At 71.2% G+C, this 21,074-nt stretch carries 24 protein-coding genes, 1 tRNA gene, 2 pseudogenes and 1 riboswitch; of the genes and pseudogenes, 9 read left to right on the plus strand and 18 right to left on the minus strand.

The features are described from left to right. Positions 1-159: 159 nt before the first annotated feature. The 5 genes from D1J60_RS13205 to D1J60_RS13225 all read right to left on the minus strand — a co-directional run bounded on the left by D1J60_RS13205 (position 160) and on the right by D1J60_RS13225 (position 5,100). The gene (locus D1J60_RS13205; protein WP_125824002.1) at positions 160-1,374 is read right to left on the minus strand and encodes a DUF445 domain-containing protein; all 1,215 of its coding nucleotides are present in this window, start codon (positions 1,372-1,374) and stop codon (positions 160-162) included. Between the two features lie 204 nt (positions 1,375-1,578). Continuing rightward, complete coding sequence (locus tag D1J60_RS13210; RefSeq protein WP_125821238.1) at positions 1,579-2,364, minus strand: DUF1707 domain-containing protein; 786 nt, start codon at positions 2,362-2,364, stop codon at positions 1,579-1,581. Positions 2,365-2,442: 78 nt separating this feature from the next. Continuing rightward, positions 2,443-3,414 carry an ATP-binding cassette domain-containing protein gene (locus tag D1J60_RS13215; RefSeq protein ID WP_125821239.1) on the minus strand — a complete coding sequence of 324 codons (972 nt, stop codon included), beginning with the start codon at positions 3,412-3,414 and terminating at the stop codon, positions 2,443-2,445. Between the two features lie 2 nt (positions 3,415-3,416). Then, on the minus strand, positions 3,417-4,280 hold the full coding sequence (locus D1J60_RS13220; RefSeq protein ID WP_241253553.1) for an ABC transporter permease: 864 nt from the start codon (positions 4,278-4,280) through the stop codon (positions 3,417-3,419). Positions 4,281-4,308: 28 nt separating this feature from the next. Next, positions 4,309-5,100 (minus strand): ABC-2 family transporter protein, encoded by a 792-nt coding sequence (locus D1J60_RS13225; RefSeq protein WP_125824003.1) that lies wholly within the window; start codon positions 5,098-5,100, stop codon positions 4,309-4,311. A 165-nt stretch (positions 5,101-5,265) separates the two neighbouring features. Between D1J60_RS13225 and D1J60_RS13230 the strand changes: the two genes are divergently transcribed. Continuing rightward, complete coding sequence (locus D1J60_RS13230; protein WP_241253247.1) at positions 5,266-7,713, plus strand: transglycosylase domain-containing protein; 2,448 nt, start codon at positions 5,266-5,268, stop codon at positions 7,711-7,713. Between the two features lie 23 nt (positions 7,714-7,736). Here the strand turns inward: D1J60_RS13230 and D1J60_RS13235 are convergent, their stop codons facing one another. The 3 genes from D1J60_RS13235 to D1J60_RS13245 form a co-directional block, all read right to left on the minus strand. After that, positions 7,737-8,057 carry a multidrug efflux SMR transporter gene (locus D1J60_RS13235; protein ID WP_030158619.1) on the minus strand — a complete coding sequence of 107 codons (321 nt, stop codon included), beginning with the start codon at positions 8,055-8,057 and terminating at the stop codon, positions 7,737-7,739. 32 nt (positions 8,058-8,089) lie between these two features. Beyond that, a riboswitch (guanidine-III (ykkC-III) riboswitch) is annotated at positions 8,090-8,162 on the minus strand. Between the two features lie 60 nt (positions 8,163-8,222). Further along, complete coding sequence (locus tag D1J60_RS13240; protein ID WP_079427293.1) at positions 8,223-8,564, minus strand: co-chaperone GroES; 342 nt, start codon at positions 8,562-8,564, stop codon at positions 8,223-8,225. 46 nt (positions 8,565-8,610) lie between these two features. Further along, entirely contained in the window at positions 8,611-8,928 is a 318-nt protein-coding gene (locus D1J60_RS13245; protein WP_125596141.1) for a DUF3618 domain-containing protein, read from the minus strand. A 116-nt stretch (positions 8,929-9,044) separates the two neighbouring features. Here D1J60_RS13245 and bcp point away from each other — a divergent pair, with 116 nt between their 5' ends. From bcp to D1J60_RS13265, 4 genes and pseudogenes are all read left to right on the plus strand, one after another. Continuing rightward, complete coding sequence (gene bcp, locus D1J60_RS13250) at positions 9,045-9,512, plus strand: thioredoxin-dependent thiol peroxidase (protein ID WP_007264334.1); 468 nt, start codon at positions 9,045-9,047, stop codon at positions 9,510-9,512. A 137-nt stretch (positions 9,513-9,649) separates the two neighbouring features. Continuing rightward, positions 9,650-10,300: an HNH endonuclease signature motif containing protein gene (locus tag D1J60_RS13255; RefSeq protein ID WP_125821241.1), complete on the plus strand. Its 651-nt coding sequence runs from the start codon at positions 9,650-9,652 to the stop codon at positions 10,298-10,300. Beyond that, a pseudogene (locus tag D1J60_RS13260) lies at positions 10,297-10,953 on the plus strand (HNH endonuclease). Before D1J60_RS13255 ends, D1J60_RS13260 begins: the two are co-directional and overlap by 4 nt. 48 nt (positions 10,954-11,001) lie before the next feature. Beyond that, a tRNA-Leu gene (locus D1J60_RS13265) sits at positions 11,002-11,085 on the plus strand. A 54-nt stretch (positions 11,086-11,139) separates the two neighbouring features. On the opposite strand, the gene rdgB is transcribed toward D1J60_RS13265, so the two are convergent. The 4 genes and pseudogenes from rdgB to D1J60_RS13285 form a co-directional block, all read right to left on the minus strand. After that, complete coding sequence (gene rdgB, locus D1J60_RS13270) at positions 11,140-11,742, minus strand: RdgB/HAM1 family non-canonical purine NTP pyrophosphatase (RefSeq protein WP_125821242.1); 603 nt, start codon at positions 11,740-11,742, stop codon at positions 11,140-11,142. An 8-nt stretch (positions 11,743-11,750) separates the two neighbouring features. Beyond that, a complete protein-coding gene (locus D1J60_RS13275; RefSeq protein WP_125596129.1) occupies positions 11,751-12,146 on the minus strand; it encodes a hypothetical protein in 396 nt (131 codons plus the stop codon). Positions 12,147-12,254: 108 nt separating this feature from the next. Next, complete coding sequence (rph, locus tag D1J60_RS13280) at positions 12,255-12,989, minus strand: ribonuclease PH (protein ID WP_125821243.1); 735 nt, start codon at positions 12,987-12,989, stop codon at positions 12,255-12,257. Between the two features lie 107 nt (positions 12,990-13,096). Continuing rightward, a pseudogene (locus D1J60_RS13285) lies at positions 13,097-13,348 on the minus strand (PTS glucose/sucrose transporter subunit IIB); the annotation flags it as partial. A 218-nt stretch (positions 13,349-13,566) separates the two neighbouring features. Here D1J60_RS13285 and D1J60_RS13290 point away from each other — a divergent pair. Both D1J60_RS13290 and D1J60_RS13295 read left to right on the plus strand, forming a co-directional pair. After that, positions 13,567-14,868: a PTS transporter subunit EIIC gene (locus tag D1J60_RS13290; protein WP_125821244.1), complete on the plus strand. Its 1,302-nt coding sequence runs from the start codon at positions 13,567-13,569 to the stop codon at positions 14,866-14,868. Positions 14,869-15,191: 323 nt separating this feature from the next. After that, a complete protein-coding gene (locus tag D1J60_RS13295) occupies positions 15,192-16,457 on the plus strand; it encodes a PTS transporter subunit EIIC (protein WP_125821245.1) in 1,266 nt (421 codons plus the stop codon). A 128-nt stretch (positions 16,458-16,585) separates the two neighbouring features. Here the strand turns inward: D1J60_RS13295 and D1J60_RS13300 are convergent, their stop codons facing one another. After that, on the minus strand, positions 16,586-17,338 hold the full coding sequence (locus D1J60_RS13300) for an MBL fold metallo-hydrolase (RefSeq protein WP_125821246.1): 753 nt from the start codon (positions 17,336-17,338) through the stop codon (positions 16,586-16,588). Between the two features lie 195 nt (positions 17,339-17,533). Here D1J60_RS13300 and D1J60_RS13305 point away from each other — a divergent pair, with 195 nt between their 5' ends. Together D1J60_RS13305 and D1J60_RS13310 are read left to right on the plus strand one after the other, a co-directional pair. After that, on the plus strand, positions 17,534-17,950 hold the full coding sequence (locus tag D1J60_RS13305) for a hypothetical protein (RefSeq protein WP_125821247.1): 417 nt from the start codon (positions 17,534-17,536) through the stop codon (positions 17,948-17,950). Beyond that, positions 17,947-18,300 (plus strand): DUF488 family protein, encoded by a 354-nt coding sequence (locus tag D1J60_RS13310; protein ID WP_125821248.1) that lies wholly within the window; start codon positions 17,947-17,949, stop codon positions 18,298-18,300. Before D1J60_RS13305 ends, D1J60_RS13310 begins: the two co-directional genes overlap by 4 nt. 147 nt (positions 18,301-18,447) lie before the next feature. Here D1J60_RS13310 and D1J60_RS13315 read toward each other — a convergent pair whose 3' ends face one another. The 5 genes from D1J60_RS13315 to D1J60_RS13330 form a co-directional block, all read right to left on the minus strand. Further along, complete coding sequence (locus D1J60_RS13315) at positions 18,448-18,858, minus strand: hypothetical protein (RefSeq protein ID WP_125821249.1); 411 nt, start codon at positions 18,856-18,858, stop codon at positions 18,448-18,450. 185 nt (positions 18,859-19,043) lie between these two features. After that, on the minus strand, positions 19,044-19,994 hold the full coding sequence (locus D1J60_RS13320) for a cysteine synthase (RefSeq protein ID WP_125596108.1): 951 nt from the start codon (positions 19,992-19,994) through the stop codon (positions 19,044-19,046). Next, positions 19,994-20,272, minus strand: coding sequence for a MoaD/ThiS family protein (locus D1J60_RS13325; protein WP_007264347.1), 279 nt, complete (start codon positions 20,270-20,272; stop codon positions 19,994-19,996). Before D1J60_RS13325 ends, D1J60_RS13320 begins: the two co-directional genes overlap by 1 nt. Before the next feature lie 83 nt (positions 20,273-20,355). Next, positions 20,356-20,463 (minus strand): putative leader peptide, encoded by a 108-nt coding sequence (locus D1J60_RS38845; RefSeq protein WP_312847437.1) that lies wholly within the window; start codon positions 20,461-20,463, stop codon positions 20,356-20,358. 77 nt (positions 20,464-20,540) lie between these two features. Then, a complete protein-coding gene (locus D1J60_RS13330) occupies positions 20,541-20,963 on the minus strand; it encodes a M67 family metallopeptidase (RefSeq protein ID WP_007264348.1) in 423 nt (140 codons plus the stop codon). Between the last annotated feature and the right edge of the window lie 111 nt (positions 20,964-21,074).

Raw genomic sequence — 21,074 nt, forward strand, 5'->3', positions numbered from 1 at the left:
GCGGGTGGGCGACCACCGCCCGGGCTCGGTACATCGAGGGGGAGATGGCGGGCCCCCGCCGGAGGCGACGTACAGCAACCCTGCGGACCGGAGCCAAGGCTGAACCGGCGGGCCCGCGCCGCGCGACGGCGTGCCGCACCCCGAGGCCCGCACCACCCCCTACCCCCCCAACACCCGCGACACCGTGTAGATCAGCAGCCCCGCCAGGGCGCCCACCACCGTGCCGTTGATGCGGATGAACTGGAGGTCGCGGCCGATGTGGGCCTCGATCTTGCGGGAGGTGTGTTCGGCGTCCCAGGCCGCCACCGTGTCCGTGATCAGCGACGTGATCTCCCTGCGGTAGGTGGTGACCACGTACACCACCGCGCCCTCGATCCAGCTCTCCACCTTCTCCTGCAGGCGCCCGTCCGTGGCGAGCCGGGCGCCCAGGGACATCAGCGAGGACCGGACCCGCAGCCGCAGCTCGCTCTGCTCGTCCTCCGCCGCCGAGATGATCATCGTGCGGATCGCGGACCACGCCGACGCGATCACGTCCTGGATCTCGTCCCGCGCGAGGACCTCGGACTTCAGCCGCTCCACCCGCGCCCGCGTCTCCGTGTCCGACTGGAGGTCCACCGCGAAGTCGCGCAGGAAGCGGTCCACCGCCCCGCGCGCCGGGTGGCCCGGCATGTCGCGCATCTCCGTGACGAAGCGCAGCAGCTCCTTGTACACCCGGTCGCCGATCTTGCGGTCGACGAAGCGCGGGGTCCAGCCGGGGGCTCCGCCCTGGACGGCGTCCATGACCGAGTCCCCGTGGGTGACCAGCCAGTCGTGGACCTTGGCGCACACGAGGTCGACGGCGCGGTGGTGGCCGCCGTCGGCGACGACCCGCTCCAGGGTCTTGCCGATGCCCGGGGCGATCTCCGCCGCCTCGGCCCGCCGCGTGATGGCCTCGCCCACCACGGCCTGTACGTCGGAGTCCCGCAGCACGGTCAGGGCTCCGCGCAGCGCGGTGGCCAGCTCCGCCGTGACGCGGTCGGCGTGTGCGGGCTCGGCCAGCCAGGCGCCGAGCCGGCCGCCGATGGCGAGGGAGTGCAGCCGTGCGCGTACGACGTCCGCCGACAGGAAGTTCTCGCCGACGAACTCTCCGAGGGAGATCCCCAGCTGGTCCTTCTTGGTGGGGATGATCGCGGTGTGCGGGATGGGCAGGCCCAGCGGCCGCCGGAAGAGGGCGGTCACCGCGAACCAGTCCGCGAGCGCGCCCACCATGCCCGCCTCGGCCGCGGCGGCCACGTATCCGGCCCAGGCGCCGGCGCCCCAGGCGTTCTGCGCGCACTTGGCCAGTACGTAGACGACCGCGACCAGGAGCAGCAGCCCCGTGGCGGTCGCCTTCATCCGGCGGACGCCGTGCCGGCGCTCCTCGTCCGCCGCGTTGAAGACGAACCCTCCCCTTGGCGGGGCCGGAGGGCCGCCCCTCGTACGCTCACCCGTGCTGCTGTTCACGTGCCGCTCCTGCCCTTCCCCCGATGGCCGGTTTTGTCTGCATAGCATCCGACTCCCGGGAGGTCCGGGGAGTTCCCGGCGCGCCGCCGGCAAACCCTAGAGCTCCTTGCGGGGCGCACCTCCATCGAGCCCCTTCTGCCCCTTCGGCTGCTTGACCTTGACCGCGACCCCGCCCCAGAGGGCCAGGCCGTTCACGACGACGCGCGGGGCGCCGGGTTCCGGCCGGTTGTCCAGGGACTTGCCCTGGTCGAAGGCGCCCATGATGCCGATGCCGCGTACGTCGACCTCGACGCCCGGCGGGACGGTGATCTCGATGCCGCCCATGACGGCGACGCAGGTGATGACGACCTCGCGCTCCGCGAAGTCCGCCTCCCGCAGGTCGAGCTCACCGCCGCCCCAGATCGCCACGGCGTTGAACCGGGCGGGCACGGTCCAGCGGCCCTTGCGCTGGAAGCCCGACATGACGGCGACGGCCGTGGCGGAGGTCCCCGTACCGCCGATCCGGTCCGGCCATGCCGAGGAGGGGCCCGGAGCGGAGACGGGTGCGGGGGACGGGGAGGAGCCGGCCGCCGGCAGGTCGCGGGTCAGCGGTTCGAGTTCCGCGTACGTACGGGACGTGTAGGCCGCCTCCAGCCGTTCCTCGAACTCCTCCATGTCGAGCCGGCCCTCGGCGACGGCGTCCCGCAGCCGGTCCACGACGCGCTCGCGGTCGGCGTCCGACGCCCTCAGCGCGGGCGGCTCGGCCGCCGCCGCGCTCTCCGGGGAGGGCTGCCCCGTGGCGGGCTTCTCCAACGAGGTCTTCCCCGGCGAGGTCTTCCCCGGCGAGGGCTTCTCCAGCGAGGTCTTCTCCGGCAACGGCTTCTCCGGCCGCTCGTCACTCATGTGGCCCACCCTATGCAGACGCCCGGCGCCCCACCCCGGGGCGAACCCTGATTTCCCCCTACCTCGATCCCCGGCCCCTCACCCCCGCCCCGCGTACATGCGCGCGATCACGTCCTCGATGTCCGGATCCCGTACCGACAGGTCCAGCAGCGGGTACCTGGCCGCCACCGCCGCCACCAGCGGTGCCGCCGACTCCCCCGCCGGGAACGCCAGCCACTGCCGCGGCCCCTCCACCCTCACCACCCGGGCTCCCGCCACCTCCAGCGGCGGGAGCTCCCGTTCCAGGTCGACCACCAGCGTCCGCTCGCTGCCCTCCCCCAGGGCGTGCAGTCCGCCGAGCGCCCCGTCGTACACGAGCCGGCCGTGGTCGATCACCATCACCCGCTCGCACAGCTGCTCGATGTCCTGGAGGTCGTGGGTGGTGAGCAGCACCGTGGTCCCGCGCTCCTCGTTCAACTGCCGCAGGAAGCCGCGTACGTTCGCCTTGCTGACGACGTCCAGCCCGATCGTCGGCTCGTCCAGGTACAGCACCTCCGGGTCGTGCAGCAGCGCCGCCGCGATGTCCCCGCGCATCCGCTGCCCCAGCGACAGCTGCCGCACCGGTACGTCGAGCAGCCCGGCCAGGTCCAGGCGTTCGACGCACCTCTCCAGGTTCTCCGCGTAACGCGCCGCCGGGATCCGGTACATCCGGCGCATCAGCCCGTACGAGTCCTTCAGCGGCAGGTCCCACCACAGCGTCGTGCGCTGCCCGAACACCACCCCGATCCGGTGCGCGAGCCGCATCCGCTCCCGTGCCGGGTCGATGCCGGCGACGCGCAGCCGGCCGCTGCTCGGGGTGAGGATGCCGGTCAGCATCTTGATGGTGGTGGACTTCCCGGCCCCGTTGGGCCCGATGTAACCGACCACCTCCCCGCGAGCGATCGTGAAGCTGATCCCGTCCACGGCCCTGACCTGCCGTTTCTCCCGGCGCATCAGCCCCACCCGGCGCCGGACGTCGAAGACCTTCTCGACCCGGTCCAAGGAAATCAGCTCGTCGGGCACGCTCGGCATGATCAACTCCCCGTACTCCGGTACGAACGCACACCCGCGCGCCACGCCAGCGACGCGGGCAGGAACACCGCGAAGGCCACCAGCGGGCTCAGGAACGCCACCCACCCCGGCAGCCCCAGCGGATCGGGCCGGCCCAGCACGTACAGCGCGGGCAGCCAGTTGACGAAGGCCAGCGGGACCACGAACGTCGCCCCGCGCAGCAGCTCCTTCGCGAACACCGTCGGCGGGTACTGGAGCATGGTGCAGCCCCCGTACGTGAAGGAGTTCTGCACCTCCGCCGCGTCCCCGGCGACGAACTGGAAGGCCGCTCCGGCCACCAGCACCCCGCCGAAGATCCCCGCCCCGGCCACCACCATGACGGGCACCAGCAGCACCTTCGCCGGGGTCCAGTGCACGTCCAGCACCGACACGGCCCAGCCGAGCACCCCCAGCCCCTGCACGATCCGCCCCAGTCGGCGCAGCGCGAAGCGGTCCGCGGCGACCTGGGCGAGCAGCGGGACGGGGCGTACGAGCATGGTGTCGAGGGAGCCGTCGCGGATCCGGGTGCCCACCCGTTCGGTGTTGCCGAGGAGCAGGTCCGCCAGGCCCAGGGAGGCCGAGCAGGCCCCGTACAGCAGGGCGATCTCGGGCAGGGTGAAGCCGCCCAGGGCGTCCACGTGGGAGAACATGACGGCGATGGCGACGAAGTCGAGGACGGTGATCGCCGCGTTCCCGACGGTGGCCAGCAGGAACGACATCCGGTACGTCATCGTCGAGCGGATCCACATCCCGGCGATCAGCCCGTACCCGCGCAGCCCCTCCCACAGCCGTCCCCGGGGCCCCGCCTCACCCGGCCCCGCCTCACCAGCCCCCGCCTCCCGGGTCACCGCCGCGGTCCCAGCCGCAGCCGCGGCCTCAGCCACCCTGCACCACCACCTTCCGCGTCGCCGCCGACTGGACCAGCCGCCCCGCGCCCAGGAGGGCCAGCGCCCACGCGGCCTGGAACCCGAGCGCCCGTACGGCTCCCCCGGCCCCGGTGTGGGTGCCGAGCAGCACGTCCAGCGGGACCTGGAGCATCGCGGCCCACGGCAGCAGCCGCACCAGCTCGCCGAAGCCGCCCGGGAAGACGGTCAGCGGCAGCAGCATCCCGGAGCAGAAGATGGTCACGACGGTGGCCATCATGTTGACCCCGGACCCCTCCAGCAGCCAGAACGCCGCGAGCCCGAGCAGGTACCGCACCGCGAACCCGACGACCAGTCCGAGGCAGACCGACACCAGGAACAGCAGCCAGCGCAGCGGGTCGGACGGCAGCGCCAGGGTGAAGGCGCACGCCCCGGCCACCAGGGGCAGGACCCCGCGCCCCAGCAGCTGGAAGCCGGCCCGGCCGAGGTCGGCCGCGAGCCACCACGCCTGGAGGTCGGCCGGGCGGTACAGGTCGACGGCGATGTCACCCGTCCGGATGCGTTCCTGGAGCTCCTCCTGGAAGCCGCCGCCGATGAGCGAGCCGGCGGCCAGCAGGGACTGGCTGACCCAGACGAAGGTGAGGGCCTGGGCCTGGTCGTAGCCGCCGAGGTGGGGGCGCTCGTCCCACAGGGCGAGGTACGTGTAGGCGACGATGAAGCCGAAGACGGTGTTGGTGAAGACCCCCGCGGCCGTCGCCGTCCCGTAGGTGGCGTACCGCCGGAACCCGCCGGCCGCGACGGACATGTACAGGCGCACCGCATCCCTCCGTTTCCCCCGTCGTTCCCACGTCGGCCAAAGCGCGCGAGCTTAGTGCGGAGGGGCGAGCCACGCGACCGTTTTACGCCAGTCCATCTGGACACCATGAGGTAAAAATGTGGATATTTCCCACGGTCACGAGGAGCCCTGGAGATGAGCGACCAGTCACCACCCCCCGGCTGGCCCCCTCGCGACCCCGACACCCCGCCCAACGCCCCGCCCCACGCCCCGCCCGGCACCCCGAGGCCGCGCCCCGCCCCGAAGGGCCGCCCCGGACGCCCTCCACGCACCGGCTGGCGCCGCCTCCTGCCCACCTGGCGCATGGTCCTCGGCGCCCTGCTGCTGGCCGCCCTCCTGATCGGCGGCGCGCTCGTCGCCGGCTACCTGCTGGTCGACATCCCACCGGCCAACTCCGCCGCGACCGCCCAGTCCAACGTGTACCTCTACGCCGACGGCTCCCAGCTCGCCCGCGACGGAGAGGTCAACCGCGTCAACGTCCCCCTGTCGCAGGTCCCCCTGGGCGTCCAGGAGGCCGCACTCGCCGCCGAGGACCGGGACTTCTACTCCGAACGGGCGGTGGACCCGAAGGCGATGGTCCGCGCCGCCTGGAACACGGCGACCGGCAAGGGCACCCAGTCCGGTTCGACCATCACCCAGCAGTACGTCAAGAACTACTACCTGGGCCAGGAACAGACGATCAAACGGAAGGTCAAGGAGTTCTTCATCGCGATCAAACTCGGTCGCGAGAAGTCGAAGGACTACATCCTGGAGGGGTACCTGAACACCAGTTACTTCGGCCGCAACGCCTACGGCATCCAGGCCGCCTCCCAGGCCTACTACGGCAAGGACGTCAACAAGCTGACCACCGCCGAGGGCGCCTACCTCGCCACCCTCCTCAACTCCCCCAGCGCCTTCGACGTCGTCTCCCACCCCCAGAGCCGCGACCGCGCCGTCGCCCGCTGGAACTACGTCCTCGACGGCATGGTCAAGAAGAAGTGGATGACGCCCGAGGAGCGCGCCGCCGTCCGGTTCCCCGAGCCCGGCAAGGTCCGCGCGGCCGCCGGCCTCTCCGGACAGCGCGGATACCTCGTCGAAGCCGTCAAGGACTACATCACCGAACACAAGATCCTCGACGACAAGACCCTCGCCGAGGGCGGCTACCGGATCACCACCACCATCGACAAGCGCCGCCAGAACGCCTTCGTCGACGCCGTCCAGAAGCAGCTCGTGGACAAGCTCGACCCCGAGGCACGCCCCGCGGACCGCGTGGTCCGGGCCGGCGGGGCCTCCATCGACCCCGCCACCGGCAAGATCGTCGCCCTCTACGGCGGCATCGACTACACCAAGCAGTACGTGAACAACGCGACCCGGCACGACTACCAGGTCGCCTCCACCTTCAAGCCGTTCGTCTTCGCCTCCGCCGTCCAGAACGACTCCCGCACCCAGGACGGCCGCCGGATCACCCCGAACACCCTCTACAACGGCGACAACAAGCGCCGCGTCGTCGGCACCCGCATCCCCTACGCCCCCGAGAACGAGGGCCAGCAGTCGTACGGGGACATCACCGTCACCACCGCGACCGACCTCTCCGTCAACACGGTCTTCGCCCAGATGGTCGTCGACGTCGGCACCGAGAAGGTCAAGCGCACCGCCATCGACCTCGGCATCCCCGAGGACACCCCCAACTTCGTCGTCGGCCCGGCCATGGCCCTCGGCACCATGCAGGCCAGCGTCGTCGACATGACCCAGGCCTACGCCACCCTCGCCGACCACGGCCGGTACACCCCGTACACCTTCGTGGAGAAGATCTCCAAGGACGGCGACGACGTCCACCTCCCCGACCGCACCCCCCGCCAGGCCGTCCCCCGCGAGGCCGCCGACACCACCACCTCCATGCTGGTCAGCGTCGTCGACAACGGCACCGGTACGGAGGCCCTGGCCGCAGGCCACCCGGCCGCCGGCAAGACCGGAACCGCCGAGCTGGACCGCGCCGCCTGGTTCGCCGCCTACACCCCGGACCTCGTCACGGTCGTATCGGTGATGGGCCAGGACCCGGACACCGGCACCCTCCAGTCCCTGTACGGGGCGCTCGGCGAGGCCCGCATCGGCGGCGGCGGCTACCCGGCCCGGATCTGGGCGGCCTACACGAAGGCGGCCCTGGAGGCCACGGACCCGGAGGACTTCGACCTGGAGCTCCAGCCCGGCGCGGCCCAGCTCCCGCCGCCCCCGCCGGTCCAGCCCACCACCCCGCAGCAGCCCGACGGCAGCCGCCCGCCGTGGCAGCGCCCCGACCGGCCGACCCCGCCGGGCCCGCCCACCCCGCCGGGCCCGCCGAACGGCGGCCAGACCCAGGGCGGGCAGGACAACGGCGGCCAGACGAATGGCGGCCAGACCACCGGCGGCGAAACGAACGGCGGCCAGACGAACGGGGGCCAGACCACCGGAGGCCAGACCAACGAGGGCCAGACCACGGGCGGCGAAACGAACGGCGGCCAGACCACCGGAGGCCAGACGACCGGCGGCCAGACCAACGGGGGCCAGACCAACGGCGGCACCACCCAGGGCCCGGGCCGCCGCCCGCCGTCCCACTTCCTGGAGTAGGCCCGGCGGCGGCCGGGGCGCGTTCAGTGCCCGGAGGTGGCCTTCAGCCCCACCACCGCGACCAGCAGCAGACAGATGAAGAAGATCCGGGCGGCGGTGACGGGCTCCCCCAGCACCGCCATCCCGAGGACGGCCGCCCCGGCCGCGCCGATGCCCACCCACACGCCGTACGCCGTGCCGATGGGCAGGGTCTTGGCCGCGTACGACAGCAGCACCATGCTGGCGACGATCCCGGCACCGGTGAACACGGACGGCCACAGCCGGGTGAAGCCCTCCGTGAACTTCATGCCGATCGACCAGCCGACCTCGAGCAGACCGGCGACGAGAAGAAGAACCCAGGCCATGACAGGCACCTCCGGGACGAGAGCGGAAACGGGGTGCGTCGTCTTTGCGTCCTGCTACCCGGTACGGCGCGTCTCGTCGGGGGTTCCGCTCCACCGTAGCAAAGGGCACGCAAAAGGGCCGGTGACACCGGTCACCGGCCCTTCGACGGTCGTCTCACGGGTCTCTCAGAGGTACAGCCCGGTGGAGTCCTTCGACCCCTCCAGCCGCTCCGCCGCCACGGCGTGCAGGTCCCGCTCGCGCATCAGCACGTACGTCGCCCCGCGCACCTCGACCTCGGCGCGGTCCTCCGGGTCGTACAGCACGCGGTCCCCGGGCTCGACGCTGCGTACGTTCTGCCCGACCGCGACCACCTCGGCCCAGGCGAGCCGCTTGCCCACCGCGGCCGTCGCCGGAATCAGGATGCCGCCGCCCGAGCGCCGCTCGCCCTCGGGCGTGTCGGACTTCACGAGCACGCGGTCGTGGAGCATGCGGATGGGCAGCTTGTCGTGGGTCGTGTTCTCGCTCACGAACCGAACCTACCTGCCGCCCACCACCCTGTAAGCCGGAGGGTGGTCACGGCTTGCGGCGCGAGGAGGCGACGAGCAGCCCCACCACGCCGGCCGCGAAGAGCGCGACCGGCACGATCCGCTCGAGGCGCGGGGCGCCGTCCTCGTGGCGCAGGCCGTCCTTGACGTCGGTGACGAGCCGGTTCACGGCGACGAAGGCGCGGCCGACGGTGTGGTCCACCGCCGAGGCGACCCGGGCCTTCGCGTCCCCGATGATCGTCTGCGGGTGCATGCGCACGCCGATCTCGTCGAGCGTCTCGGCGAGCTGCTCGCGGCGGCGGACGATGTCCGCCTCGATCTGTGCGGGGGTCCTGGCTTCCGGCACCGCGCTGCCTCCGTCGTCGTTTCGTCGTCTGTGGGCTTGATCCGTCATGGACAGTCTGTCAGCTAAGTCAGCTTAGGCTCATGCCGTACGGATCCCCTCCCGAGGAGAGCACTGACATGAGCGAGCGACTCCAGCCGGGCGACATCGCCCCCGCCTTCACCCTGCCCGACGCGGACGGCAACGAGGTCTCGCTGGCCGACCACAAGGGCCGCAAGGTGATCGTGTACTTCTACCCGGCGGCCCTGACGCCGGGCTGCACCAAGCAGGCCTGCGACTTCACGGACAACCTGGACGTCCTGGCCACGGCCGGCTACGACGTCATCGGCGTCTCCCCGGACAAGCCGGAGAAGCTCGCGAAGTTCCGCGAGCAGGAGCACCTGAAGGTCACCCTGGTCGGGGACCCGGAGAAGGAGACCCTGGCGGCGTACGGCGCGTTCGGCGAGAAGAAGCTGTACGGCAAGACGGTCACCGGGGTCATCCGCTCCACGGTGGTCGTGGACGAGGAGGGCAAGGTCGAGCACGCCTTCTACAACGTCAAGGCCACCGGCCACGTTGCGAAGATCATCAAGGACCTGGGCATCTGACCCCGTCCGGCCCCTCCCCCGCGAAGTCCCGCACCACAAGTGGTGCGGGACTTTCCGTTTATCGCACGTAACCTCCCGTGATGCTGATCGGTTAGCCCGTGCGAGGCCGGAGCACTCGGCCGGAACGGAGAACGGCGATGGCAGTGAGCCCGTACACGCGGGAGCGACTGGCGGAGGCGGCGAGCGCGTCGCGCACGCTGACGGAGGCGCTGGAGAGACTGGGGGTGGACCCCCAGAGCGGCTCGCGCACGTACATACGCGAGCGCATGAGCCGGCTCGGGGTGGACGTCGCCCACTTCGAGCGCGAGGGGCACCGGTGGACCCGGGCGCTCCTGGAGGAGGCCGTGGGTGCCTCCAAGAACATGTACGAGGTACTGCGGCTCCTGGGGCTGGATGCAGTGGGCGGGAACCACACCCACATCAGCCGCCGCGTCCGCGCACTGGGCATCGACACTTCCCACTTCACCGGCCCGTCGCGAACCGACGCGATGCGCGACAACCGCCGACGGCGCGCACCGGCCGAAATCCTGCGCGAGGACCGCGGCCCACATCCCCGGCGCACCCCGAACTCCATGCTCCGCCGCGCGCTCCGAGAGCTGGGCGTCGAAGATCTCTGCACCCAATGCGGAATCGGCACGCTTTGGCTGGGCGAGCCGCTGCCACTGGAAGTCGACCACATCAACGGCAACTGGCGGGACAACCGCGTCGGCAATCTCCGCCTGCTGTGTCCCAACTGCCACTCCACGACGGACACCTATCGAGGTCGCGGCAAGGGGCGGCGTCGGTGAGCACCAGGCGCGCCTACACCCGTGAAGTGCTGGCCGAGGCCGCCGCACAGTGTCGCAATCTCGACGAAGTCGTCGCCCACCTCGGCACGACGCCCTACGAACAGCTCAAACGCTACCTCCAGCGGAGGTTCGCCCACTACGGCATCGACATCTCGCACTTCGAGTAGACCGGGCGCCGCCCTCGGCCTTCGGAGGAAGAACTCGCCGTCGCAGTCGCCCAATCCGCCGGCATGGCCGAGGCGCTCCGGCGCCTGGGGCGACCCGACAACAGCCGTCAACGCGCCTGCCTGCGCGAGTGGATCGCCGCCGACGCGGTCGACACCTCCCATTTCGTGGGGCAGGCCCATCAGCGGGGGAAGAGGGGAACGACGCCGGCCAAGACCGCCGAGGAGATCCTGGTTCGCCATGACGGGCGACGCCGGACCGGAAGCGAGCTCCTGCGTCGCGCCCTCAGAGAGGTGGGCGTTCGGGAAACGTGTGACCGGTGCGGCTCACCCCCTCAGTGGCATGGCCGTCCGATGACCTTGGAAGTCGACCACATCAACGGCGACTGGAGCGACGACCGTCGCGAGAACCTGCGACTGCTGTGCCCCAACTGCCATGCGATCACCAGCACCTGGTGCAGGGGAGGTAGTCGCACGAAGATCGGTTGATCTTGCCTGACCCGCGCAGCCGCCTGCCGCTATCATGGCAGGCGGCTAGCGGCGGTGGCGCAGAGGCGACGCAGCAGACTTAGGATCTGTGGCCTGTGAAAGGGCTTGAGGGTTCGAATCCCTTCCGCCGCACGAGAGCGGCCTGCGAATCAAAGGAATGATTCGCAGGCCGTTTGTTTGCCGCCGTCAGCCCAGCAGCTCCCGGAGCACCGGGATCAGGCCGCGGAAGGCCTGGCCGCGGTGGGAGATGGCGTTCTTCTCGTCCGCCGTCAGTTCCGCGCAGGTGCGGGTGTCGCCCAGGGGCTGGAGGATCGGGTCGTAGCCGAAGCCGCCGCCGCCCACCGGGGTGTGGCGCAGGGTGCCCAGGAGGCGGCCCTCGACGACGCGTTCGGTGCCGTCCGGCAGGGCGAGGGCGGCCGCGCAGAAGAAGTGGGCGCCGCGGTGTTCGTCGGAGATGTCGCGCAGCTGGGCCAGCAGGAGGTCCAGGTTGGCGCGGTCGTCGCCGTGGGCGCCGGCCCAGCGGGCGGAGAAGATGCCGGGGGCGCCGTTGAGGACGTCCACGCAGAGGCCGGAGTCGTCCGCGATGGCGGGGTGGCCGGTGGCGCGGGCGAGGGCGTGGGCCTTGAGGAGGGCGTTCTCGGCGAAGGTGACGCCGGTTTCCTTGACGTCCGGGATCTCGGGGTACGCGTCCGCGCCGACCAGCTCGTGCGGCAGGCCGGCGGCGGACAGGATGGCGCGGAGCTCGGTGACTTTGCCCGCGTTGCGGGTCGCGAGGATCAGGCGGGTCATGGTCCCCATTATCCCGGGGTGCAGACCTTGGAGATCTCCGCGGCGGCGTCGGCGATCGGCTTGACGTCGGGGGTGGTGTCGCCGTTGTTGACGGCGGTGCGGACGTTCTTGACGGCCGTGCTCATGGAGTCGACGGCCTTGCCGAGGTCGGCGTTGCCCGTCGTGTCCTTGATCTTCTTGAGGTTGGTGTCGATCTGGTCGAGCGCGTTCTGGGTGTCCTGGATGCTGTTGCCCGCGTTGGAGACGGCCTGCTGGAGGTCGTTCACGCTGTCCGCGATGGCGACGGCGGTGTTGGCGCAGTCCATGGCGGTGGAGATGGCGTCGCAGGCGGTGAGTGCCGGGACGGTGAGGGCCGCGGCCAGGGCGACGGCGGCTATGCGGAGTTTCGGCTTGCTCTGCTTCATGGATCGGTCCCCCCGGGACGGGCTGGATGCGTGGACGGGCGCACGGTCGTGAGACCGGGCGCCCGTACCTGGTGAGACGCTCGTCCGCCTCGGGCGGTTGCCCGGGGGCTAGAGGGCCTGGAGGTTCAGGGCGCCGAGCTGGAGGGCCTCCAGGTCGGCGCAGCCGCCGGCGGCGAGGTCGAGGAGGGCGTTGAGTTCCTTGCGGTCGAAGGGCTCGCCCTCGGCGGTGCCCTGGACCTCGACGAAGCGGCCGTCGCCGGTGCAGACGACGTTCATGTCGGTCTCGGCGCGGACGTCCTCCTCGTAGCAGAGGTCGAGGAGGGGGACGCCGTCGACGATGCCGACGGAGACGGCGGCGACGGTGCCGGTCAGCGGCTTGCGGCCGGCCTTGATGAGCTTCTTGCCCTGGCCCCAGGCGATGGCGTCGGCGAGGGCGACGTAGGCGCCGGTGATGGCGGCGGTGCGGGTGCCGCCGTCGGCCTGGAGGACGTCGCAGTCCAGGACGATGGTGTTCTCGCCGAGGGCCTTGTAGTCGATGACGGCGCGCAGCGAGCGGCCGATGAGGCGGGAGATCTCGTGGGTGCGGCCGCCGATCTTGCCGCGGACGGATTCGCGGTCGCCGCGGGTGTTGGTGGAGCGGGGCAGCATCGAGTACTCGGAGGTGACCCAGCCTTCGCCGCTGCCCTTGCGCCAGCGCGGGACGCCTTCGGTGAAGGAGGCGGTGCAGAAGACCTTGGTGTCTCCGAAGGAGATGAGGACGGAGCCCTCGGCGTGCTTGCTCCATCCGCGTTCGATGGTGACCGGGCGGAGCTGTTCGGGCGTGCGGCCGTCGATGCGAGACATGGCTGTGAGCCTAGTCGGTGCGGGGGTACGCGTGGACCCCGTCCGGTGTGGCCGGGACGGGGTCCGCGTACTGCCTCTGGTGGTGTGTGCCGAGCCGGGGGCTCAGCTCACATCATGTCTTCGATCTCGCCGGCGATCGGGTCGGCGTCGGTGCCGATGACGACCTGGATGGCGGTGCCCATCTTGACGACGCCGTGGGCGCCGGCGGCCTTGAGGGCGGCTTCGTCGACGAGGGAGGGGTCGGCGACCTCGGTGCGCAGGCGGGTGATGCAGCCCTCGACCTCTTCGATGTTGTCGATGCCGCCGAGCCCGGCGACGATCTTCTCAGCCTTGGTGGCCATGTGTTTCTCCCTGAGTGTTTCGAAGGACGAGTCCTGGCGGCCGCGGCCGGCCGGCTACCCGCTGCGTCCTCTTCGTCACGTTAGCTCACGTTGCTCACGGTTGGCCTATCTGCGCGAGCGCGAGCCGGACGCCTGTCGAAGGATGACGATCAGCAGCAGCCTGCCCGCAACTGGTCTACACCAGTGTGCCGCACGTACTGCGACCGCCAAAACGGGCCGGGTCAGGGAGGAAGCGGATGAGCGCGAGCAGCGCAGCGGAGGTGCCGCGCAGGCAGTGGTGGAACGGCCTGTTCCAGGGGTTGCAGAAGATGGGGCGGAGTCTGCAGCTGCCGATCGCGGTGCTGCCGGCGGCGGGCATCCTGAACCGGCTGGGGCAGCCGGACGTGTTCGGCGTGGAGGGTCTGGACTGGTCGGCCGTCGCGAGGGTGATGGCGGGGGCGGGCGGGGCGCTGCTGGACGCGGACCTGGGGCTGCCGCTGCTGTTCTGCGTGGGTGTCGCGATCGGCATGGCGAAGAAGGCGGACGGGTCGACGGCGCTGGCGGCGGTGGCGGGGTTCCTGGTCTACCGGGGGGTGCTGCACGCGTTCCCGAAGCCGTGCCCGGCGGGGACGAAGGACGTGGGGGGCGGCTGTCTGACGCCGACCGACACGTTCGCGGGGTACGCGTACCAGAACCCGGGGGTGTTCGGCGGGATCGTGATGGGGCTGCTGGCGGCGTGGTTCTGGCAGCGGTACCACCGGGTGAGGCTGGTGGACTGGCTGGGCTTCTTCAACGGGCGGCGGCTGGTGCCGATCATCATGTCGTTCGTGGCGATCGGTTTCGCGGTGCTGTGCCTGTGGATCTGGCCGCCGGTGGGTGACGCGCTGGAGAGCTTCTCGGACTGGCTGGTGGGGCTGGGCGCCTGGGGTGCGGGCATCTTCGGGGTGGCGAACCGGGCGCTGCTGGTGATCGGTCTGCACCAGTTCCTGAACGTGCCGGTGTGGTTCCAGTTCGGCAGTTACACGAAGCCGGACGGGGTGACGGTGCACGGTGACATCAACATGTTCCTGGCGGGCGACCCGAACGCGGGTCTGTTCCTGTCGGGCTTCTTCCCGATCATGATGTTCGCCCTGCCGGCGGCGGCGCTGGCGATCACGCACTGCGCGAAGCCGCAGCGGCGCAAGGAGGTGGGCGGGCTGATGCTGTCGGTCGGGCTGACCTCGTTCGTCACGGGGATCACGGAGCCGTTGGAGTACTCGTTCCTGTTCGTGGCGCCGGCGCTGTACGTGGTGCACGCGGTGCTTACGGGGGTGTCGATGGCGGTGACGTGGGCGCTGGGGGTGCACGACGGGTTCAGCTTCTCGGCCGGTCTGATCGACTACGTCATCAACTGGGGGCTGGCGACGAAGCCGTGGATGATCATCCCGATCGGGCTGGGTTTCGCGGTGGTCTACTACGCGGTGTTCCGCTTCGCGATCACGCGGTGGAACATCCCGACGCCGGGGCGGGAGTCGGACGAGGAGATCGCGGCGATGGAGGCGGAGAACACCAAGGCGTAGCCAAGCCGTTATACGGGCGGGCGGGCGTCCGTTTTCGGGTCCTTCGACCCGCTCGACAGGCCTCCGGATCCCTGAATCCGGGGGCCTGCGGCATGTCCGGAAGTCCGTGGGCGGGCGGGGCGGGGCGGCGGGCGGGGCCGGATCGCGGACCGGGGGTAATTGAAGGTTCCTTATCTAACCCCGACCGTGCTACAACTGGTCTACACCACGCATTGGTGTAGACCACGCGGGCCTGCAGCAGCGCCGCGCGTACCCCCTTTCGAAGACGTCGCCTCCCCCTTCAGTGATGCCCGGGCGGCGCCTTGCCCCCATGGAGGAAGTTGATGAGTACGGCTACCGCCGCGCCCGCCAAGAAGCGGGGCTCCGGCCTGATGCAGGGCCTCCAGAAGGTCGGCCGCAGCCTTCAGCTGCCGATCGCGGTCCTGCCCGCCGCCGGCATCCTGCTGCGCCTCGGCCAGCCGGACGTGTTCGGCAAGGACGGCCTCGGCTGGGGCAAGGTCGCCTCGGTGTTCGCCACCGCCGGTGACGCCGTCTTCGCCAACCTCCCCCTGCTCTTCTGCATCGGTGTCGCCATCGGCTTCGCCAAGAAGGCGGACGGCTCCACCGCCCTGGCGGCACTCGTCGGCTTCCTGGTCTACAAGAACGTCCTCACCGCGTTCCCGGTGACCGAGGCCGTCGTCAACACCACCGAGAACAAGGGTGTGGACGTCGCCGCGACGTACAACAACCCCGGCGTCCTCGGCGGCATCATCATGGGTCTGCTGGCCGCGGTCCTGTGGCAGCGCTTCCACCGCACCAAGCTGGTGGACTGGCTCGGCTTCTTCAACGGCCGCCGCCTGGTCCCGATCATCATGGCCTTCGTCGGCGTCCTCGCCGGCGTCTTCTTCGGCCTGGTCTGGGAGCCCGTCGGCGAGGTCATCTCCAACTTCGGCGAGTGGATGACCAGCCTGGGCGCCGGCGGCGCGGGCCTCTTCGGCCTCATCAACCGCGGTCTGATCCCGATCGGCATGCACCAGTTCGTCAACACCGTCGCCTGGTTCCAGATCGGTGACTTCACCAACGCCGCGGGCGAGGTCGTCCACGGCGACCTGAACCGCTTCTTCGCCGGTGACCCCGACGCCGGCCTCTTCATGACCGGCTTCTTCCCCATCATGATGTTCGGCCTGCCGGCCGCCGCCCTGGCCATCGCCCACTGCGCCCGCCCCGAGCGCCGCAAGGTCGTCACGGGCATGATGGTCTCCCTCGCCCTGACCTCGTTCGTCACCGGTGTGACCGAGCCGATCGAGTTCTCGTTCATGTTCATCGCACCGCTGCTCTACGCGATCCACGCCGTCCTGACCGCCGTCTCGATGGCCGTCACCTGGGCGCTGGGCACCCACGCGGGCTTCACCTTCTCCGCGGGCCTGATCGACCTCGGCCTCGGCTGGAGCAAGTCCACGCAGCCCTGGATGATCATCCCGGTCGGCCTGGTGTTCGGCGTGATCTACTACGTGCTCTTCCGCTTCGCGATCACCAAGTTCAACCTCCCCACGCCGGGCCGCGAGTCCGACGAGGAGCTCGCCGAGATGGCGAAGGCCGAGGCCAAGTAAGGCCCGGGCCCCGCGGACCCCGCGGCCCCGCAGTTTCGTAGGCGGCAACTACGCGACGGAGCCCCCGCTCTCCCGGAAGGGAGGGCGGGGGCTCCGTCGTTGCCGGCGGGCCGGCGGGGTGCCGGGCCTCAGACCTCGTAGACGGCGCCCGCGTGCGCCAGGTCGACGCGGCCGTCGAAGACCGCGCGGGCGTCCGCCAGGTTCCGCGCGGCGTCCGTCCACGGCGGGATGTGCGTCAGCACAAGCCGGCCCACGCGGCCGTCGCGGGCGTACTCGCCGGCCTCGCGGCCGTTGAGGTGGAGGTCCGGGATGTCCTCCTTGCCGTGCGTGAAGGAGGCCTCGCACAGGAACAGGTCCGCGCCCTGGGCCAGCATCCCCAACTCGGGGCAGACCCCGGTGTCGCCCGAGTACGCCAGCACGCGGCCGCCGTGCTCGACGCGGATGCCGTACGACTCGACGGGGTGGCAGACCTTCTCCGTGCGGACGGTGAACGGGCCGATCTCGAAGACGGCCGGCTTCAGGGTCCGGAAGTCGAAGACCTCGCTCATCGAGCGCTCGTCCGGGACGTCCTCGTACGCCGTGGTCAGGCGCTGCTCGGTGCCCTCGGGGCCGTAGACGGGGATGGTGCCGCAGCGGCCGCCCTCGTGCCGGTAGTAGCGGGCCACGAAGTACGCGCACATGTCGATGCAGTGGTCGGCGTGCAGGTGGCTCAGGAAGATCGCGTCGAGGTCGTAGAGACCGCAGTGGCGCTGGAGCGCGCCGAGGGAGCCGTTGCCCATGTCGAGGAGCAGCCGGAAGCCGTCGGCCTCGACGAGATAGCTCGAACATGCCGAATCCGCGGCCGGGAAGGACCCCGAACAGCCGACGACGGTGAGCTTCATGGAGCGTGAACCTCCGGGGACGGTCCGTGGACGGAATGCGGGCCGTGCGTGGGTCGAGCGTAAGGCGCGAAACCTCCGGTCGCTCCTCCGCGGCGGGCCGTTGTGGGGGGAATCACCTGTGGTGTCACCCGGCAGAGCGATGGGGGGCACGGGCGTTGCCGTGCCGGGGGCGGCGTGCGCGGCTACGGTCGGAATATGGACACGTCGTGGTGGCCCGCCGTGGTGGCGGCGGTCGCCGTGGCGGTGGTGGTGCTGCTCCCCCGGCGGGCCACGGCGCGGGCGGCGGCGCCCCCGCCCCACGGCCCGGCGCCGGCGCCGCGGGTGCGGCCGGGTGAGCTGTGGCGGCTCGCGGACGGCCGGACCTGCCTGGTACTGGCCGTACGGGCGCACCGGGAACGGGTGCGGGTGGCCTGGATCACCGGGAAGTACGACGACCGGCGGGCCGGGGTGATCCCGGTGCCGCCGGGGATGGCCGGGTGGCACGGGCGGGGCGGCTTCCTGGAGGCGGACCGGCCCGAGGAGGTGTCGCTGTGGGAGTTCCGCACGCCGGTCGGGACACTGGACCCGGTGTTGTGGGACGAGGCCAAGGGGCTGGGAGGCGGTGCGCGGTGATCCGGCTGCGGCGCGTCTACGATCCCCCCGAGCCGGGGGCGGACGGCGTGAGGGTGCTCGTGGACCGGCTGTGGCCGCGCGGGCTGTCGAAGGAGGCGGCCGCGGTGGACCGGTGGCCGCGGGCGGTGACGCCGTCGGCGGAGCTGCGGAAGTGGTTCCACGCGGGCGGCACGCCGCAGGAGTTCCGGGCGCGGTACGAGGCGGAGCTGGCCGCTCCCGGGGCGGTGGAGTGCCTGGAGCGGCTGCGGGAGCTGGCGGCGGCGGGCCCGCTGACCCTGGTGACGGCGGTCAGGGACCCGGACCACAGCCACGCGGCGGTGCTCGCGGAACTGCTGGAGCCGCGCGCGTGAGCGCGCCCCGCCCGCCGCGGGGTGCGGCGGGCGGGGCGGGGGCGATACCGGAGCGGCGCCGGGGCCGGGGCCACGGCGATGCCGGGGCAGGGCCGGTGCCGGGGCCACGGCGGTGCCGGAGCGGTGCCGGGCCGCGGCGGCCGCGGGTCAGATGTGGCGGACTGGTTCGCGGTCCGTGCACAGGGCCCAGATGATGAACACCCCGAGGGCGATGGCGATCAGCGACCACAGGGGCTGGTACGGCAGCCACAGGAAGTGCAGGATCACCGAGATCGAGGCCAGGACGACGCCGGCGACCCGGCCCCAGTGGGCGCCCTTGAGGATCGCGACGCCGACGGCGAAGACGATGATGCCGAGGATGAGGTGGATCCAGCCCCAGGCCGTGAGGTCGAACTTGAAGGTGTAGTCGCCGACCGGCAGGTACACCTCGTCGTTGGCGAGGGCGGCGATGCCCTCGAAGACGCTGAACACGCCACTGACGGTCATCAGGACGCCGGCGAAGGCCGAACCGCCGGTGGCCCAGGCGTTGGGGGAGGTACTGCCCGGGGTGGTGGTCATGTCGCCACCTTCCTGCTGCGGGGAACCGGTCGTAGCAAGCCTGCGCGCGCGGGGCGGGGCTCGCGACCCCGAGGGGGCCGAACGGGTGAACGGCAGGCACCGGCCGCGGGCCCGGACGCCGGAACGCCGCCGGCCCCGCGTGCTGCGCGGGGCCGGCGGCGTTCCGGAGGGTGCCGTGCGTACGCTCAGGCCCAGAGCTGGCCCTGGAGGACCTCGATGGCCTCTTCGGTGGTCGCCGCCGTGTAGACGCCGGTCGACAGGTACTTCCAGCCGCCGTCGGCCACGACGAAGACGATGTCGGCGGACTCCCCGGCGGCGACCGCCTTGCGGCCCACGCCGATCGCCGCGTGCAGCGCGGCCCCGGTGGAGACGCCCGCGAAGATGCCCTCCTGCCGGAGCAGTTCACGGGTGCGGGTCACCGCGTCGGCCGAGCCCACCGAGTAGCGGGTGGTGAGCACCGAGGCGTCGTACAGCTCGGGGACGAAGCCCTCGTCGAGGTTGCGCAGGCCGTAGACGAGGTCGTCGTAGCGCGGCTCGGCGGCGACGATCTTCACGCCGGGCACGTGCTCGCGGAGGTAGCGGCCGACGCCCATGAGGGTGCCGGTGGTGCCCAGGCCCGCCACGAAGTGGGTGACGGAGGGGAGGTCGGCGAGGATCTCCGGGCCGGTGGTGGCGTAGTGGGCGCCCGCGTTGTCCGGGTTGCCGTACTGGTAGAGCATCACCCAGGAGGGGTTCTGCTCGGCCAGCTCCTTCGCCACCCGCACGGCGGTGTTCGAACCGCCCGCGGCCGGCGACGGGATGATCTCGGCTCCCCACATCGCGAGAAGGTCGCGCCGCTCCTGCGAGGTGTTCTCCGGCATCACGCACACGATCCGGTAGCCCTTGAGCTTCGCGGCCATGGCGAGCGAGATGCCCGTGTTGCCGGAAGTGGGCTCCAGGATGGTGCAGCCGGGGTACAGGCGGCCGTCCTTCTCCGCCTGCTCGACCATGTGGAGCGCGGGGCGGTCCTTGATCGAGCCGGTCGGGTTGCGGTCCTCCAGCTTGGCCCAGATCCGGACGTCCTCGGAGGGGGACAGCCGGGGCAGGCGCACGAGCGGGGTGTTGCCGACCGCCGCGAGGGGGGAGTCGTAGCGCATTACTTCGAGCCGCCGGCCACGGCCGGGAGGATGGTGACGCTGTCGCCGTCCTTGAGGGCGGTGGAGATGCCGTCGATGAAGCGGACGTCCTCGTCGTTGAGGTAGACGTTCACGAAGCGGCGCAGCTTGCCGTCCTCGACGATGCGCGCCTCGATGCCCTGGTGGCGGGTGTCCAGGTCCGCGAACAGCTCGGAGAGGGTGGCGCCCTCGCCGTTCACGGCCTTCTCGCCGTCGGTGTAGGTGCGGAGGATGGTCGGGATGCGGACCTCGATGGCCATGGCGGGCTCCAGTGTCGTGAAGGGGGCGAAGAAGTGTGCGGGCGCGCGTTGGTGCGGCCCCCGCGCGGAAGGGGCCCCGGTGCTCAGACGGCAGGACAGATGGCGCTGGCGAGGCGGCACAGGTCGACGTGCAGCCGCGCCACGAGCAGCAGCCTGCCGGGCGTCTCGATGCTCACGTCGTGGGAAACCATGCGGTCATGTTAACGATTCCCGGTCCGGTGTTTGGAGTGTGATCCCGCATCGTGGACGCAGTCGGCTCACATACTGGTCAGTAGGCGGCGACGACCTGCACTTCTTCCTCCGTGATCACGCCGTCGACGATCCGGTAGGAGCGGAACTGGAACTCGCCGAGGCCGTCCTGGTCGGCCGTCGAGACGAGGACGTAGTGCGCGCCGGGCTCGTTCGCGTACGTGACGTCGGTGCGCGAGGGGTAGGCCTCGGTGGCGGTGTGCGAGTGGTAGACGATCACCGGCTCCTCGTCCCGGTCGTCGAGCTCGCGGTAGAGCTTGAGCAGATCCTTCGAGTCGAACTCGTAGAACGTGGGCGACCGGGCCGCGTTGAGCATCGGGATGAACCGCTCGGGGCGGCCGGTGCCCGCGGGGCCGGCCACGACGCCGCACGCCTCGTCCGGGTGGTCCTTGCGGGCGTGCTCGACGATCTGGTCGTACAGGGCCTGGGTGAGGGTCAGCATGAGCCACAGGATAAACAGACGGGCCCTCCCGTACCGAGGAGTGGTACGGGAGGGCCCGAATGGTGGACACATCCCCCTGGGGCAGGGCCCGGGGGCGGGTTCCCGGCCGCG

The sequence above is a fragment of the Streptomyces sp. W1SF4 genome, from assembly GCF_003950035.1.
Lineage (GTDB): Bacteria > Actinomycetota > Actinomycetes > Streptomycetales > Streptomycetaceae > Streptomyces > Streptomyces racemochromogenes.